This window comes from Ochrobactrum sp. BTU1 (genome assembly GCA_018798825.1).
GTDB lineage: Bacteria > Pseudomonadota > Alphaproteobacteria > Rhizobiales > Rhizobiaceae > Brucella.
Genome location: CP076355.1, coordinates 643,451 through 659,357 on the forward strand (window position 1 = coordinate 643,451; position 15,907 = coordinate 659,357).

The following is a 15,907-nucleotide window of genomic DNA, read 5'->3' on the forward strand; positions in this document are numbered from 1 at the left end:
CTGCTCGCATCAGATTCTGAAGGAGTAGAGAATGCGCGGCGCGGATATTTTGGTACAAATGCTGATTGGCTACGGCGTTGAGACGATTTTCGGGGTGCCGGGCGATACCAATGTGCCATTCTATGAAGCACTGCAGCAGCGAGAAGGTGAAATCCGCCATGTCATGGCCCGCGACGAACGCTCGGCTGGTTATATGGCCGATGCTTATGGTCGCTTTTCCAATAAGCCGGGGATTTTTGAATGTCCGTCGGGCGCAGGCGCCATGTATTCGCTGCCACCCGTTGCTGAATCAAACGGCTCGTCCATCCCTGTCATCTTGCTGACTATCGACATTCCGCTGCCGGGCGAAGGGCGAGGTGTTTTGACCGAGCTTGATTGTGCCAAACTCTTTGAGCCAGTGACGAAACTTTCCGTACAGGTAAAATCAGCCGAAAAGCTGCCCGAAATCATTCGTCGCGCGTTTCGCGTTGCCTGCTCTGGCAAACCGGGTGCGGTGCATCTCCAGATACCCGAGGATATGTTGCTTGCCGAAGTCGATCCGTCACGGATATCGCTGCATGTCGAAGAAGAGTGCAAAACCTTCCCGGCTTTCCCAACGCTTCCGCCCAGGCAAAAACTTCATGAGTTGCTGGAGCTGATTGCCAAGGCCGAGCGTCCATTGATTGTAGCAGGCGGTGGCGTCAACCGCGCCCATGCCGGTGGACTCATCACCCAGCTTGCCGAACGTTACGGCATTCCCATGTGCACGACGATGACAGGGCAGGGCGCGATAGATGACGATCATCGTCTGGCCATTGGTGTGATCGGGGACAACGGTTATCATCCTCATGCAAATTGGGCGCTGGAACATTCTGATTTCACATTGTTTGTCGGCTCCCGCATCGGTTCTGTGGTTACAATCGGCTGGACCTTCCCGAAGATCACACTCAACAGACGCCTCGCGCAGATTGATATCTCGCCCGAAATCATGGCCAATAACTATGAAAACCTGCTCTCCATTCAAGGCGATGCGTTGCTGGTTCTGGATGAATTGTTGCAGATCGAGCTGGCAATTGAGCCTGAGAAACGTGAAGGCTGGATTGAGGAGTTGAATGCGCATCGCCGCGAATTCTGGGAACATGCCGAAGAAGCTCTCAGCGATGAGCGTGTTCCCTTGCGCCCGGAACGTGCCGTGCGTTCGTTTAACGAAGCACTGCGTCAGTCGGGAAAACCGGCACTGATTTATTCAGATGCTGGTACGCCGACACCCTATATGACCCGTTTTCTCAAGATCAACGATAGCGAAACCCGCTTCGCCATTCCCCGCGCTTTCGGGGGCTTGGGTTCAGCTCTACCTGCGACCGTCGGTGCGTGGCGCGCCGACCCCAACAAGCGACCGATTGGATTGTTCGGAGATGGTTCATTCGGCATGACAGTTGGAGAGCTTGAAACATTGGTCCGACTGCAAGTTCCTGCAATTCTTGTTCTTTTCAACAATGGGACTTTCGGCTGGATCAAAGGTCTGCACCGTCTCAAAGGGCACAATCAATGTTTCGGCGTGGACTTTCTTGCGCCAAAAGGACAGGCAATTGCTGAAGCTTATGGACTGAAAGCCTGGACTGCCAAGACGGCTCATCAGCTCGACGCTGCGATGGCGGAAGCGTTTGCTTGGAAAGACGGGCCCTGCTTTATCGATGTCCATGTTGAATCGATTGCCGACCGTGTGCCGCCGGTCTATTCGTGGCTTTTAAAACGCGGCGAAGACCCGCTCAATCTCAAGCCTGTTGAGCGTTCTTACGCCTGAACCTGCGACGCCGCAGACAGAGAATGTCTGTGGCGTTTTGCTTCTGCAATAAACCCATCGCGGAACAGGCGCACATTTTTCGATCCCTGACGCGCCTGCGCTGCACAGAGAAAATAGCTTTCTCCCGATGTTTGCACGCGATCAAGTGCAAGCTTGAGTTTTCCTGAGCGCAACTCCTCCAGTACGAAAATTCTGGGCGCGATGGCGAGCCCCATACCTGCCACGGCACACTCGATAATAACGTCATGCGTCGGTAGACGCGGACCAAAAATACGCTTGTTGTAATGGATACCCGCACCGCGCAGCCAGTGCAGCCAAAGGCTTGGCCTGTTCGAATTCTGAATCAGCGGAAAATCGAGCAACTCGACATCTCCGGCCAGGCCTTTTTCGGGTACAACATCCGGTGAACCTATCACCACAAGTTCTTCCGGGAAAAGCAGATGGCTTCGGACATTGGCCCAATTGCCGATGCCACGCAGTACTGCCAGATCGAGATCAGACTTGCTCCAGTCAAGATCATGGGAGCAGGGAAACACTTCAAACCATATTTGCGGATGTGTTCTGGCGACGGTGCTGATTATGCCCGGCGCCCATTTCCGCATCAGTGTTGGCGGCAGCCCGATCTTGAGCAGGCTTTGCGTTTTATAGCCGCGTACCGCATCCATCGACACTTCTTCGAGCTTTGCAAGAATGCGCGAGACTTCATCGTAATAGCTCTGCCCTTCTTCTGTCAGAACCAGACGCGGACCCGCACGCTCAAACAGTTTAAGCCCAAGAAAAGATTCAAGATTCTGAATCTGGCGGCTAACACCGCTTTGCGTCATGCCGAGATTTTCGGATGCACGTGTGAAGCTCAGATAACGCACGGAAGCATCAAACGCATGGAGTGCTGAAAGCGAGGGAAGAAAGCGGCGCATCGGGTTTCCTTCAGATTTAATCATGATTTTAAGTCATGCATAATCCAATTTTCAATGCTTTTATTTGATGAGAAAGCGCCGCATTCTCATTGAAAAATAAACATAAGGGAACACGATGGACTACGGTGATAGTATCGACCGAAATCTGGTCAGTATCCTGGAAGAAAACGCGCGCCTGCCAGCAAGCGAGCTGGCACGGCGGGTAGGCCTTGCCCGGTCGAGCGTTCAGGAACGCATCGGTCGCCTTGAGCGACGCGGCGTTATATTGGGCTATCGCGCCATCGTCCGTCGTACAAAGAACGACAACAGCATTTCCGCCTATCTGTTCATCACCGCCTCGCAGCGCATTGTTCAGCGTCTGTTTGCAACATTGCGCGCTTATCCGGAAATCTTGACTGCTGATGCCATCAGCGGACCCGCGAACATATTATGCCGGGTTCATGTCGGTTTTCTTGAGGATCTGGAGGCTTTGATTGAAGAGCTGGCGCAGATCGAAGGGATCGAAAACGTCAGCTACTCGGTGGTACTTTCCAATAAATTCAATAGAGAAAGCAGCCTGGCGCATTCCAGCGCGCAGTAATGCTCGGTTCAAAAAGAGGGAAACAACAATGAATAGACGCGAGTTTATCCAGACAACGCTTTTGGGTGGCACAGCGGTCATGCTTGCGCCTGGACTTTCCTGGGCTGTTGACGGCGGTGCTACGCTGAAAGCCATCAAGGATCGTGGTGCGTTGCGCATCGGCGTGTTTAATGGCACCGCTCCATATTATCAAAAGGACCTTGCGACGGGAGAATGGGCAGGCTTTTGCGTTTCCATGGGTAAAGACCTTGCGGAATATATCGGCGTGCCGCTGGAAATGGTCGAAACCACCTGGGGTAATTCCGTCATGGACCTTCAGGGCGGCAAGATCGACATCATGTTCGCATTGAGCAACAATCCTGAGCGTGCCAAGGCTGTCGATTTCACCGAAGCGATGATGGATAACGTCTTCACCATCATCACGAGCAAGGATCGTGAGATCAAGAACTGGGAAGAGCTGAACAAACCGGAAATCCGTGTAACGGTTGATCTTGGATCAACACAGGATCTCTTCGCGCGCAAGACATTACCGAATTGCACACTCGTTGCGCTCAAAGGTGCAGATGAAACGATCATAGCGCTGCAGTCGGGCCGAGCTGACGCAATCGTGCAGGTTGCGCTTATGTCGGTTGTTACCACGCACAAGCTTGGCAGCAAATACAAGGTCTTCGTTCCTGAGCCGCAAGATAGCCAGCCCACCACAATCGGCGTGCGCAAGGATGCAAATGGCGAATTCCGCGACTACGTCGATGTCTGGCTTAAAAAGCGTCGTGAAGAGGGCAAGGTCAATGAATGGATCGTCAGCAGCCTTTCGCTAGTCGGCGTGCAGCCATCAGACTTGCCGCCTACTTTGAAGTTCTGACGCGTCAACCATCATGCAGCATCAGCAAGGATCACTCGGTGTCATCATGCTTGACACCGGCTTTCCGCGTCCGCCCGGAGATGTCGGCAACCCGGCTTCATGGGAGATGCCGGTAAGGTACAAGAAGGTAAGCGGAGCATCGCCCGACAAGATCATTCGTCAGGGTGGTGCGGGGTTGATCGAATATTTTGTCATTGCTGGAGAGGCTCTGGTTGCTGAAGGATGCAAGGCGCTCGTTACCTCTTGCGGCTTCATGGCACGTCACCAGAGCACTTTAAGCGAAAAACTGTTGGTGCCAATTGCGACCTCCAGCCTGCTTCAGTTGCCGATGGTCAGCACATTGGTTGGCCCGCGGCGCACGGTGGGAGTAATCACCTATGATGAAGCGAGCCTTGACGATGCAATCTTCGCCGCTTGTGGTGCCAGCATCGGCACGCCAAGAATTGGCATGCCAGGCGGTGGTGCTTTTCGCGAGTTGATTGAAGGTAGCGGAACTTATGATCGCTCGGCTCTCGAAACTGAAATTACAAAGGCCGCACAAGAGCTGAAGTTGCGCGAACCTGATCTTGGTGCCGTTGTTCTCGAGTGCACAAACATGCCGCCATTTGCACAATCAGTCGCAAAAGCATGTGGCTTACCGGTGTTCGATGTCCTGTCGCTGGGGCATTGGCTGTTCAGCTCAACGTCTTCCCGTGCGTTCGCTGGGATGTCAGAAAGAGTGAATTAATGGACTATCAATGGGACTTTTCCGGGCTTTGGCAGTATTGGGGATTATTCCTCCAGGGCCTGGCCTATACAGTCGGCTTTACAATTATAACCGTCCTCTCGGGCATATTCGTTGGAACAGTCTTTGCTCTTGGCAGGCTTTCCGGCAACAAAATCATCACTGTACCCATTATGACGGTTGTTGAGGTATTTCGCTGTACGCCGGTGCTTGTGCAGTTGGTCTGGTGCTACTACGCCCTTCCAATGTTGATTGGTTTTGAAATTTCACCTGCCATGGCGGCTTTCATCACGCTTACCTTTTATGGTGCTGCATTTTATGCGGAAATTATTCGTGGTGGCATTGTTTCCATTGATGCGGGCCAATGGGATGCAGGGCGTGCAATCGGTATGCGCCGCGGCCAGCTCATGGGCAAGATCATCTTGCCGCAAGCACTTCGCCGCATGGTACCGCCGCTGGTCAACCAGTCCGTGCTTCAGCTGAAGAACACATCGCTTTTGTCGGTGCTTGCTGTGCCTGATCTTCTTTATCAGGGCCAGCTTGTTACTTCGGCTACCTATCGGCCGCTTGAAACCTACACCCTGATTGCAGTGCTTTATCTCGCAGTTCTCTTCCCTCTGACACGGCTCGCCCATGGGCTGGAAGGCAGGCTGAAATGATGAGCCGAGTGAAGCAAGCAAGCCTTGTGGAGATAAGCCATGAATGCTGAACCGATGATCGAAGTGCGTGGGCTGAAAAAGTCTTTCGGCGACATCGAGGTGCTGCGCAATATCAGCCTCACGGTCAAACGCGGGCAGGTGGTTGCGCTCATCGGACCGAGCGGGTCCGGCAAATCGACATTGCTGCGCAGTCTCAATCTGCTTTCGCTGCCAGATGCGGGTTACATCGCAATTGGTGAGCAGAAGATTGATTTCTCATCTGGGAACCTGTCACTCAAAGACAAATACCTCGCGGCATTCCGTGCCAATACCGGGATGGTGTTCCAGAACTTCAATCTGTTTCCGCATATGAGCGTTCTCGATAACGTCATGATCGGGCCAGTCACTGTTCTCAAACAAGACAAAAAGGCTGCTCGCGAACTGGCCATGGAACTCTTGGAAAAGGTCGGCCTTGCCGCCCGTGCGGACGCCAGACCAGAACAGCTCTCAGGCGGTCAGAAACAGCGTGTGGCGATTGCAAGGGCGCTCGCCATGCGCCCCGATGTGATGCTGTTTGATGAGGCAACATCGGCTCTCGATCCGGCGCTGGTCGGTGAAGTTCTCGCGGTCATCCGACAACTGGCCGAGCAGGGCATGACGATGATCCTTGTGACCCATGAAATGGCTTTTGCTCGTGATGTCGCTGATAAGGTCATCTTCATGCAGGACGGTTACGTCGTTGAAACCGGCGATGCGCGTCAGGTGATCAATGAGCCGCATGAAGCCGCAACCCGAGAGTTTTTGAGCCATTTCCACGGCGGTCTCTCATAAATGCAAGCGCAGAACGGATAAATGTCATGACAGGCAAAGTTATTGTCGTCGGGGCTGGCATTATCGGCTCCACCACCGCTTTGCGGCTCGCTGAAGCCGGTTTGAAAGTAACACTGTGCGACGGCTCAGAACCGGGCGGCGAGCAAAGTGCAAGCTACGGAAACGGTGGTTGGATCAGTCCCGCCTCGATCATTCCCATGAGCATGCCCGGCCTGTGGCGACAGGTCCCTGGATTTCTGCTTGATCGCAACGGGCCACTAACCCTTGACTGGAAATCGGTTCCAAGGCTGACACCATGGCTCACGCGTTTCCTGCTCGCAGGGGCCACAAAATCGCGGGTGACAAAAATTGCGACCAAGCTCAACTGGCTGCTTAATGATGGACCGAAACGCCATCTCGAGCTGGCCAGCGAGACTGGGCAGGAACACCTCATCGTGCAGAAGGGCTTACTTTACGTCTACCCTGATCGTGCAGCCTTTGAAGCTGAAGCGCTTAGCTGGCAGCTGCGCCGTGATAACGGCGTTCAGTTCGACGAATGGCAGGAAGCAGAACTGCGTGAACGTATTCCGGCGCTTGGAGGCAATTTTCGCTTTGCCATTCATGTGCGCGAAGGCGCCCATTGTCTGGACACCGGAACCTATGTTGCGGGTATCGCCACACAGGCGGAAAAAATGGGCGTTCGTCGGATCCGCAAGAATGTCGTCAGGGTGCTTACCGGTGTTTCGCCGCGTGTCGTCTTCGAGAACAATGAGAGTATTGCCGCCGATCATATCGTGCTTGCGGCAGGCATTCATTCCGGGCGCATCATGCGTGATCTCGGCTTGTATGTGCCGATGCAAAGCGAGCGCGGTTATCATGTAACCTTGCCGATGGCCGAACTTCCCTTTGACATCCCGATCATGCCGAGTACCGGGCGTATGGGAAATACACCGACCAATATGGGTTTGCGTCTATCCGGTCAGGTGGAGCTGGCAACGGTGGAGAAAGCGCCCGACTGGCGACGCTCGGAGGTGCTGCTCAAACACGCATTGGCGAGTTATCCCAATCTGGCAAAACAGGATCTGCAGAATCTCAAGCTTTGGATGGGGCATCGCCCATCGCCCGCAGATGGCGTTCCCGTGATAGGGAAACTCACGCAGCATCGGGGAGTCGTTGCCGCCTTCGGTCACGGTCATATAGGGATCGCTGCAGCCCCCAAAACCGCCGAGATCGTTCTCGACGCAATCAACAACGTAACCCCGTCAGACAGTGTTCGCGCCTTCTCGCCCGCGCGCTTCGGCTGTTAATTATCCCGAACTTGAAGGAATGAAACTATGATGCTCAAAGGTGGCTACACCAATTATGGCCAGCAGATAGGTGTGCTGATGCTGGACACGATTTTCCCTCGTCCTGCTGGGGATATCGGCAATGCGCTGTCCTATGATTTTCCTGTGCGTTACAAGACAGTAAAAGGTGCGCATGCCACACGCATCATGGGCAACAATCCTGATCCAAAACTGATTGAACCATTCATCGATGCGGCACGCGAACTTGAAGCGGAGGGCGTACGCGCCATTACCACAAGCTGTGGTTTTTTGGGGCCGTTCCAGAAAGATATTGCCGCAGAGGTCAACATTCCGGTGTTCACGTCATCACTGATGCAGGCGCCGATTATTCACGCCATGCTGCCACCTGGCAAAGTCATAGGTGTCTTCACTGAGCGAGCGCATCACATGAATGATGCACATTTCAAAGGCGTTGGCTGGTCTTCCGATGTGATCCCCGTGCAGGTGCAGGGAATGAAGCAGAATGCCGAGTTTCCGCAGACCTATATTGAAGGTCGCGATTATCTAGACACGGAAGTGCTGAAGGAAGAGATGCTGGAGATGACCCGGGAATTCATGGCGAGCTGTGAAAATCCGGGCGCTATTCTGTTTGAATGCACCAATATGTGCCCGTTTTCATCTTATGTTGCAGCGGAATCCGGTTTGCCAGTGTTTGATATCAACACGCTGATCAACACGTTCTATCTCGCAGCCAATCCACGTCGTTACATCTAAAATTCTTTTGAACTCTGATTGCAGCGGCAATGTATTTTAGCCGCTGCGAATGCTCCAAAACCATTTTCATAGCATCTAACGGGTTGGGCAGACTTGAAGCAGACCGTTTCAACATACTCCACCACCACAGAATAAATTTGCCTCAATGCGGCAGATTTCAGTTACCTGATCTTTGAGATTTCGTCCCGAAGCCGAGAAACTATTCGGGGCCGGTCCATATTCGTGCGCGTTGCGCGGAAGGGCCGCCCCAATGCGATGCTCAGCGAAAGTGGATGTGCCGATGCCCTATCAGTTAAGCCTTCTCGACAAGAGCCCGGTAGCACAGGCTGGTAGTGCGGAAACCGCTCTTGGAAATACCGTTTCTTATGCTCAGGCTGCCGAACAGGCGGGCTACAAGCGGTTCTGGGTCGCAGAGCATCATCATGCAGATGAACTGGCTGGACCTTCGCCCGAGGTGCTTGTTTCTTATCTTCTGGCATCGACAAAGCGGATCAGAATTGGTTCTGGCGGAGTGATGCTGCAGCATTACAGCCCTTACAAAGTTGCCGAAAACTTCAACCTTCTGGCGGCACTTGGGCGCGGGCGCGTTGATCTCGGTGTGGGCAAGGCTCCGGGCGGGCTTCCATTATCAACCAAGGCCTTGCAGCAGGAAACAGGCAGCGAAAAGCGGCTCGATTTCAACAGCAAGCTTGAACTGCTCAGCGCATTTCTCGGCGGTGACAAAATCGCATCGGGTCGGTTTGAAGGACTGGCCGCAACTCCCAAACCACAGGTATCTGCGGAAAAATTTGTGCTTGGCGCAAGCCCAGAGAGCGCGTTGCTCGCCGCACATTCCGGCTGGGACTTTGTCTATGCCGGTCATTTGAATGGCGATACTGCCAATCTGCAGAAGACGTTCGACGCCTATCGCAATGTGACTGGAAAAGTGCCTGTGCTGGCGCTTGGTGCGGTCGTTGCCGAAAGCCAAGACGCGGTTGATGCTGCGGTCTCGAAAATTAAAATCTTCAAGGTACATCTCGCCTCCGGACAATCAGTTTCAGTTGGTACACAGGAGGCAGCCGCCGAATTTGCGCGGCAGGCTGGAGAGACTGATTACCGGGTTGAAGAAAAGCACCCAAATGTGCTCGCGGGCTCAGCAAAGCAGGTGAAGCAAAAGCTCGATGAGCTGCACGAGCAATATGGGGTGACGGAGTTTGTGCTCGAGTTCCCGGCCGTTTCACATGAGCAAAGATTAGCTGCCATCGAAAGCCTCGCAGGCGAACGTCTGGCTATTGCCGCCTGATCCAAAGCCATTGGCTATAGGGAGTACATCAAATGAGTTCCAAGCAGATTAGATTCGGTGTGATGCTGCAGGGTGCAGGCGGACACATGAATGCCTGGAAACATCCGTCCGGGCCGGCAGATGCCAGCGTGAACCTTCAGTTTTTCATTAATACAGCACGCAAGTCCGAAGAAGCTGGCATCAGCTTCGCCTTCATCGCAGACGGGCTCTACATCAACGAAATTTCCATTCCGCATTTTCTCAATCGCTTTGAGCCTTTGACCGTCCTTTCGGCGCTCGCAGCGAACACGAAGCGCATTGGCCTCGCAGGCACGGTTTCGACGTCCTATAGCGATCCGTTTACAGTCGCACGACAGTTCGCATCGCTTGATCTCATCTCAGGCGGGCGTGCGGGCTGGAACGTGGTGACATCGCCGCTCGAAGGGTCAGGCCGTAACTATGGTAAGCCACATCCCGAGCACGCTCTGCGTTATGAAATCGCCGATGAATATCTTGACGTGACCAAAGGTCTTTGGGATTCATGGGATGAAGACGCCTTCGTTCGCGATCGTGAAAGCGGACAGTTTTACAAACCCGAAGGTTTCCATAGGCTCGATCACAAGGGGCGCTTCTTCTCGGTTGAAGGGCCGCTCAATATCCAGCGCTCACCTCAGGGCCAGCCTGTTATCTTTCAGGCCGGTGCTTCCGAAGCGGGTGTCGGACTTGCGGGCAAACATGCCGACGCCGTCTTCACCAATGCGGACACCATCAAGGATAGCCAAACATTTTATGCGCAGATCAAAGCTAGTGCGGTTGCCCATGGGCGTTCGCAGGACGATGTCGGCATTTATCCGGGGATCGGCCCCATCGTTGGACGAACCGAAGCTGAAGCCGAAGAGAAATATCAGGCGATCCGCAATCTCGTAAGCATCAACGAAGCGCTGTCCTATCTTGGACGTTTCTTCGACCATCATGATTTCACCGCCTATGATCTCGATGCGCCTTTCCCTGATCTTGGTGACGTCGGCAAGAACAGCTTCCGTTCGACAACCGACCGCATCAAGCGCGACGCGACTGCAAACAAGCTCAGTCTGCGTGAAGTGGCTTTGAATGTGGCGACACCACGCACGTCCTTCATCGGCACGGCAGAGAAGATTGCCGACGAAATCGTTCTCTGGAAAGAGCAGAAGGCTGCTGACGGTTTCATCCTTGGCTTCCCGGTGATTGCCGAAGGGCTGGATGATTTCATTGCCCATGTTCTGCCAATTCTGGAAGAGCGAGGATATCATGAAGGCAGCCTGAAACACGATACGCTGCGCGGAAATTTGGGGCTTGAGCATCCGAAGAGCCGTTATGCGAAGCCAGTTGAAAACAATGATACGGGAACTCGCCGAAGGGGTGCGGCATGAATATTCAGCGGTCGCCAGACGTAAACCGAAAACTTGAAATCGAGGCAGGTCTTGCCTCGTTTATCGACGAGTTTATCGCTTTGCGTCGCGACATTCATACCCATCCGGAACTTGCGTTCAAGGAAACCCGGACGTCTGCTCTGGTGGCAGATTATCTCAACCAATGGGGCTATGACGTTACAATCAGCGTTGGTGGCTCTGGCGTGGTTGGCACATTGAAGCGTGGCAACTCGAACAAGACCATTGGCATCAGGGCGGACATGGACGCCCTGCCGATAATTGAAGCGACTGGCCTTGATTACGCCAGCAGCAATTCCGGTGTGATGCACGCCTGTGGTCATGACGGACATACGACCGTTTTGCTGGCAGCGGCTCGCTATCTCGCCCAATCCGGTCGCTTTTCCGGCACGGTGCATCTCATTTTCCAGCCAGCTGAGGAGATCGGCGCAGGCGCTCGACGCATGATCGAAGACGGCCTCTTTGAGCGCTTTCCGTGCGACGCCGTTTACGGGCTGCATAACTGGCCTGGTGTCCCCGCAGGAAAGTTCGGCTTTGTCTCGGGCCCGGCAATGGCATCGGTGGACCGGGCAAGAATTCGCGTGAATGGGCGTGGCGGTCATGGTGCTGAACCGCACAAATCGGTTGATCCGGTTGTGGTTGCCTCATCCATTGTCTTGGCCCTGCAAACGGTGGTCGCGCGCAATCTTGATCCGCTTGACATGGGTGTAGTGACGGTGGCCTCCATTCATGGCGGCGATGCGTTGAATGTCATTCCGGCGCATGTCGACCTTGGCATTACCATCCGCTCGTTTTCGCAAACTGTGCGTGAAGAGTTGCGGCGGCGGATTGAAGCTGTCGCGCGTTCACAGGCAGAAAGCTTTGGTGCTGTTGCTGATGTCAATTATCAGTGGGGATTTCCTGCCCTGATCAACGCAAAAGCCGAGACGGAATTTGCGCGACAGGTCGCGCTTGGCACATTCCCCACTGGCACAGTTATCGAAGATTTCCGTCCGCGCACGGCAAGCGAGGATTTTGCCTTCATGCTCGAACAGAAGCCGGGAACGTATTTCTTTGTCGGCAATGGCGACAGCGCGGGCCTGCATAACCCAAATTATAATTTCAACGATGAAATCCTGCTTCCGGCCGCGCTGTTTTGGGTTCGGTTGACCGAAGCCTCGCTGATCTGAGATTGCACGATTTCTTCAATATGGATGGCCATCATGGCGGATGAATTTCTCTATACTTCAACGACCGATATTCGTGCAGTGCCGCTGATCGAGGCGCTGACAATCGAGTATGACACGCGTTACGGCACCTATTTCAATGAAGAGGGTGCAGCAGCCGAAATGAACAAATACCCGCCGGAAGCCTTTGCGCCTCCGCACGGCAATTTCCTGCTGTTGCTCCGTGATGGCCAGACAGTCGGTGGTGGTGCATTCATGCGCTATGACGATGTGACGGCCGAATTCAAGCGCATCTGGACGCATAGCGATCTGCGCAGGCAAGGTCTTGCTAAAAAGGTGCTTGAAGAGCTGGAAGCGCAGGCACACCGTCAGGGTTACAAGCGCGTTTATCTGACCACTGGTTTCCGGCAGCCAGAAGCTAAAGAACTGTACTTAAGAAACGGATACACAGCACTTTTTGATGTCGCGGCGGACCCGGAGGTTTACGGGACTTTGCCTTTCGAGAAAAATATCGAAAACATCAGACAAGTTGTTTTTAATCCTTCCGATGCGACTGCAAAGCAGGCGGCATTTGGTTAAGTAAATGCTTGGGTGTCAGGGTGGGTGTTATGGAAAAAACATCCACTGTAGCCTGTTTAAATAGACTTATTTGTTTTGAAACTGGACGCCTCATCTCCGAAACTCAGGTCGAGTGACTTCCATTACGGATACGTCTGCAGTGAGTCATAAGTTAAATGGCAATTCGGAGCAGCGTTGATCATGGCTATTGCTACAGATTTTGCGGGTACGGACAGGGAGGCAGGTTCTCGCGTAAGTCCCGGCGATTTCAAACATTATCGCATCGTTCCGGCACGTTATCCGGCCCGCGTCGTTGGCACGATCCTGGCCGCAGGCTTGATTGTCGCCGTGATGCAATCGGTTCTGACCAACCCCAAATGGGGTTGGCCGGTCTTTGCAGAATGGTTCTTATCAGAGCCTGTTCTTGTCGGTTTGATGCGAACGCTGTGGCTGACAGCGCTTGCAACCGTGCTGGGATTCGCATTGGGAACCGCACTCGCGCTTGCTCGCGTTTCACGCTCGCCGCTGCTGTCCGGTCTTTCCTGGGCCTATATCTGGCTGCTGCGATCCATTCCATTGATCGTCCTGCTTCTGGTTCTGAACAATCTCGGATATCTATATGAAACTGTTAGACTTGGTGTCCCTTACACTGATCTAACTTTTGCCGAATATCCAACCGTCCAGATCCTCAGTCCGTTCGCTGCTGCCCTTTTGGGCCTGAGTCTCAATCAGGCTGCGTTCTCTTCCGAAATCATCCGTGGCGGCATTCTGTCTGTCGATCAGGGTCAGCTAGAAGCTGCCGCCGCTCTCGGCTTGCCACGACGCAGACAAGCCTTCCGCATCGTGCTTCCGCAGGCCATGCGTACGATCCTTCCAACGGGCTTCAACGAGATCATTGGTCTCGCTAAAGGCACATCGATGGTCTACGTGCTTGCGCTGCCGGAACTCTTCTACACTGTGCAGGTCATCTATCGCCGCAACCTCGAAGTCATTCCCCTGCTGATGGTCGCAACCGTCTGGTATCTGATCATCATGACGGTGCTGTCGATCGCGCAATATTACATCGAACGCCATTTCTCGCGCGGTGCATTACGCAATCCGCCGCCAGCTATTCTGACACGACTTTTCGCTCGTTTCGTTCCAGCAAAGAGTCCCGTATCGAGCAAAGCGGAGAATGTTGCATCGAACGAACAGGATGCCCGGATTACCGAAACACTTGCTGTCAGCGGGTTCACCGGCACGCGACGCGGTGCGGTGGATATTCATGGGGTATCGAAGAGCTTTGGCAACAATCTCGTTCTCGACAATGTCAGTCTGCACATCAAGCCCGGTAGTGTGACTGCAATCCTAGGTCCATCGGGTTCGGGCAAGTCGACATTGCTGCGATCCATCAATCATCTGGAGCGTGTGGATGATGGCTTTATCTCGATTGATGACGAACTGTTGGGCTATCGCCAGAGCGGCAACACGCTCTACGAGTTAAAAGAAAAAGACATTCTGAAAAAGCGCGTCGATGTCGGCATGGTGTTTCAGAACTTCAATCTCTTCCCGCATCTGACCGTGCTGGAAAACATCATTGAAGCACCGATGATTGTCCGTGGACTGAGCCGCGATGCTGCGACCGTGATTGCAAAACGCCTGCTTGCCCGCGTTGGTCTCAGCGAAAAAATCAATGCCTATCCGCGCCAGCTTTCCGGCGGTCAGCAACAGCGTGTCGCCATCGCCCGCACATTGGCACTCAATCCAAAAGTCATCCTGTTCGACGAGCCAACCTCGGCCCTCGACCCGGAACTGGTTGGTGAAGTGCTGGATGTCATCAAGGAGCTTGCACGCTCTGGCACCACGCTTGTCATCGTAACCCATGAGATCGGCTTTGCCCGTGAAGTGGCGGATACGGTGGTGTTCATGGAAGAGGGCCGTATCCTCGAAACCGGCAGGCCAGAGCAGCTTTTCAATGCGGCAACGCATCCCCGAACCCGGGAGTTTCTTGCAAAAGTCCTCTGACGCCAGAACGCCCGTTGTTTTTAAGCGCATCCCGAAAACGGGTTCCCACTTTTCGGGATGCGCTCAGGATCCAAACCACAACTCCCGACACTTACGATTGCCCTGACGGGGCAGTCGACGGGGATTGTTTGTCCAAAATTCAGATTATTCTCAGGAGTCATTCAATGAAATCAGTCAACTACAAGAGCGCAATATTGGGCAGCTTTCTGGCAGCAGCAACGCTTTTCAGCGCGCCAGGCTTTTCCGCAGAGCTTGATTTTAGCCCGGAGCAGCCAAACCGTTTGCGCACGGAAAAGAGCGAAGCCGTCGTCAATGCCGTTCCCAAGGATTTCAAGTTTGTGCAGGACGGCAAGTTCGTCGTCGGCATTAATCCCTGGGTGCCTCCGATCAGCACTTATGCAACGGATGCAAAGACTGTCGTGGCTTTCGATCCCGATCTTATTCAGCTGGTTTCCGATACATTGGGTCGCGAGCTTGTGCTGGTGCCAATCGCCTGGGCGGATTGGCCGCTTTCGCTTCAATCTGGCAAGTTCGATGCGGTTATTTCAAATGTGACCGTAACTGAAGAGCGCAAGGAAAAGTTCGACTTTTCAACGTATCGCAAGGATGAGCTTGGCTTTTATGTGAAGGCCGACAGTCAGATCACGTCGCTGAAAGAGCCGAAGGACATTGCGGGGCTCAAAATCATCACCGATCCAGGCACCAATCAGGAAAACATCCTTGTGCAATGGGACAAGCAGAATGTCGAAGCGGGCCTGAAGCCTGTAGAAATTCAGTATTACGACGATGATGCCGTCAAGAGCCTAGCGATTGATTCCGGTCGTGCGGATGCGGTTTTCAGCGTCAATGCAGTGCAGGCCTATGCTGCATCGCAGCACGGCAAAACCAAGCTTGTGGGAACGGTAAGCGGCGGCTGGCCGCAGACGGCCGAGGTGGCAATCACCACACGCAAAGGCAGCGGTCTGGCCGATACGCTAACGCTCTCGCTCAATGAACTCATCAAGAACGGCAAATATCATCAGGTGCTTGAGCGTTGGAGCCTGAGTTCAGAAGCCGTTGATGAGGCCAAAACCAACCCTGCCGGATTGCCGAAAAGCGGATCGTGAGATCCGCTCGT

At 53.8% G+C, this 15,907-nt stretch carries 15 protein-coding genes; 14 read left to right on the plus strand and 1 reads right to left on the minus strand.

The window, feature by feature from the left end; all coding sequences use genetic code 11:
- Positions 1-31 precede the first annotated feature (31 nt).
- Positions 32-1,783, plus strand: a complete 1,752-nt coding sequence (locus KMS41_14305; GenBank protein ID QWK80077.1) for a thiamine pyrophosphate-binding protein — start codon at positions 32-34, stop codon at positions 1,781-1,783.
- On the opposite strand, the gene KMS41_14310 is transcribed toward KMS41_14305, so the two are convergent.
- Positions 1,774-2,700, minus strand: coding sequence for a LysR family transcriptional regulator (locus tag KMS41_14310; protein ID QWK80078.1), 927 nt, complete (start codon positions 2,698-2,700; stop codon positions 1,774-1,776). The genes KMS41_14305 and KMS41_14310 overlap by 10 nt on opposite strands.
- Positions 2,701-2,815: 115 nt before the next feature.
- Here KMS41_14310 and KMS41_14315 point away from each other — a divergent pair, with 115 nt between their 5' ends.
- The 13 genes from KMS41_14315 to KMS41_14375 all read left to right on the plus strand — a co-directional run bounded on the left by KMS41_14315 (position 2,816) and on the right by KMS41_14375 (position 15,896).
- Entirely contained in the window at positions 2,816-3,280 is a 465-nt protein-coding gene (locus KMS41_14315; protein ID QWK80079.1) for an Lrp/AsnC family transcriptional regulator, read from the plus strand.
- 28 nt (positions 3,281-3,308) lie between these two features.
- Entirely contained in the window at positions 3,309-4,142 is an 834-nt protein-coding gene (locus KMS41_14320) for a transporter substrate-binding domain-containing protein (protein QWK80080.1), read from the plus strand.
- A gap of 13 nt (positions 4,143-4,155) precedes the next feature.
- Positions 4,156-4,869, plus strand: a complete 714-nt coding sequence (locus tag KMS41_14325; GenBank protein QWK80081.1) for an aspartate/glutamate racemase family protein — start codon at positions 4,156-4,158, stop codon at positions 4,867-4,869.
- A complete protein-coding gene (locus tag KMS41_14330; protein ID QWK80082.1) occupies positions 4,869-5,525 on the plus strand; it encodes an amino acid ABC transporter permease in 657 nt (218 codons plus the stop codon). The genes KMS41_14325 and KMS41_14330 overlap by 1 nt, the downstream gene beginning before the upstream one ends.
- A 54-nt stretch (positions 5,526-5,579) precedes the next feature.
- The gene (locus KMS41_14335) at positions 5,580-6,335 is read left to right on the plus strand and encodes an amino acid ABC transporter ATP-binding protein (protein QWK80257.1); all 756 of its coding nucleotides are present in this window, start codon (positions 5,580-5,582) and stop codon (positions 6,333-6,335) included.
- 26 nt (positions 6,336-6,361) lie between these two features.
- Positions 6,362-7,621 carry an FAD-binding oxidoreductase gene (locus KMS41_14340; protein ID QWK80083.1) on the plus strand — a complete coding sequence of 420 codons (1,260 nt, stop codon included), beginning with the start codon at positions 6,362-6,364 and terminating at the stop codon, positions 7,619-7,621.
- A 27-nt stretch (positions 7,622-7,648) separates the two neighbouring features.
- Positions 7,649-8,374: an aspartate/glutamate racemase family protein gene (locus tag KMS41_14345; protein QWK80084.1), complete on the plus strand. Its 726-nt coding sequence runs from the start codon at positions 7,649-7,651 to the stop codon at positions 8,372-8,374.
- A 280-nt stretch (positions 8,375-8,654) separates the two neighbouring features.
- A complete protein-coding gene (locus KMS41_14350) occupies positions 8,655-9,656 on the plus strand; it encodes an MsnO8 family LLM class oxidoreductase (GenBank protein QWK80085.1) in 1,002 nt (333 codons plus the stop codon).
- A gap of 32 nt (positions 9,657-9,688) precedes the next feature.
- Complete coding sequence (locus KMS41_14355; protein ID QWK80086.1) at positions 9,689-11,044, plus strand: LLM class flavin-dependent oxidoreductase; 1,356 nt, start codon at positions 9,689-9,691, stop codon at positions 11,042-11,044.
- Positions 11,041-12,231, plus strand: a complete 1,191-nt coding sequence (locus KMS41_14360) for an amidohydrolase (GenBank protein ID QWK80087.1) — start codon at positions 11,041-11,043, stop codon at positions 12,229-12,231. The genes KMS41_14355 and KMS41_14360 overlap by 4 nt, the downstream gene beginning before the upstream one ends.
- 24 nt (positions 12,232-12,255) lie before the next feature.
- Positions 12,256-12,807: a GNAT family N-acetyltransferase gene (locus KMS41_14365; protein QWK80088.1), complete on the plus strand. Its 552-nt coding sequence runs from the start codon at positions 12,256-12,258 to the stop codon at positions 12,805-12,807.
- Positions 12,808-12,987: 180 nt separating this feature from the next.
- Complete coding sequence (locus tag KMS41_14370; protein QWK80089.1) at positions 12,988-14,790, plus strand: amino acid ABC transporter permease/ATP-binding protein; 1,803 nt, start codon at positions 12,988-12,990, stop codon at positions 14,788-14,790.
- A 164-nt stretch (positions 14,791-14,954) separates the two neighbouring features.
- Positions 14,955-15,896, plus strand: a complete 942-nt coding sequence (locus KMS41_14375) for an ABC transporter substrate-binding protein (protein QWK80090.1) — start codon at positions 14,955-14,957, stop codon at positions 15,894-15,896.
- Positions 15,897-15,907: the final 11 nt, after the last annotated feature.

What these genes read in the sequence shown, in the direction of transcription:
- KMS41_14350 (QWK80085.1), top strand. Translation starts at nt 8,655, where the DNA reads ATGCCCTATCAGTTAAGCCTTCTCGACAAGAGCCCGGTAGCACAGGCT.
- KMS41_14315 (QWK80079.1), top strand. Translation starts at nt 2,816, where the DNA reads ATGGACTACGGTGATAGTATCGACCGAAATCTGGTCAGTATCCTGGAA.
- KMS41_14345 (QWK80084.1), top strand. Translation starts at nt 7,649, where the DNA reads ATGATGCTCAAAGGTGGCTACACCAATTATGGCCAGCAGATAGGTGTG.
- KMS41_14375 (QWK80090.1), top strand. Translation starts at nt 14,955, where the DNA reads ATGAAATCAGTCAACTACAAGAGCGCAATATTGGGCAGCTTTCTGGCA.
- KMS41_14340 (QWK80083.1), top strand. Translation starts at nt 6,362, where the DNA reads ATGACAGGCAAAGTTATTGTCGTCGGGGCTGGCATTATCGGCTCCACC.
- KMS41_14355 (QWK80086.1), top strand. Translation starts at nt 9,689, where the DNA reads ATGAGTTCCAAGCAGATTAGATTCGGTGTGATGCTGCAGGGTGCAGGC.
- KMS41_14330 (QWK80082.1), top strand. Translation starts at nt 4,869, where the DNA reads ATGGACTATCAATGGGACTTTTCCGGGCTTTGGCAGTATTGGGGATTA.
- KMS41_14365 (QWK80088.1), top strand. Translation starts at nt 12,256, where the DNA reads ATGGCCATCATGGCGGATGAATTTCTCTATACTTCAACGACCGATATT.
- KMS41_14310 (QWK80078.1), bottom strand. Translation starts at nt 2,700, where the DNA reads ATGCGCCGCTTTCTTCCCTCGCTTTCAGCACTCCATGCGTTTGATGCT.
- KMS41_14370 (QWK80089.1), top strand. Translation starts at nt 12,988, where the DNA reads ATGGCTATTGCTACAGATTTTGCGGGTACGGACAGGGAGGCAGGTTCT.
- KMS41_14320 (QWK80080.1), top strand. Translation starts at nt 3,309, where the DNA reads ATGAATAGACGCGAGTTTATCCAGACAACGCTTTTGGGTGGCACAGCG.
- KMS41_14335 (QWK80257.1), top strand. Translation starts at nt 5,580, where the DNA reads ATGATCGAAGTGCGTGGGCTGAAAAAGTCTTTCGGCGACATCGAGGTG.
- KMS41_14325 (QWK80081.1), top strand. Translation starts at nt 4,156, where the DNA reads ATGCAGCATCAGCAAGGATCACTCGGTGTCATCATGCTTGACACCGGC.
- KMS41_14360 (QWK80087.1), top strand. Translation starts at nt 11,041, where the DNA reads ATGAATATTCAGCGGTCGCCAGACGTAAACCGAAAACTTGAAATCGAG.
- KMS41_14305 (QWK80077.1), top strand. Translation starts at nt 32, where the DNA reads ATGCGCGGCGCGGATATTTTGGTACAAATGCTGATTGGCTACGGCGTT.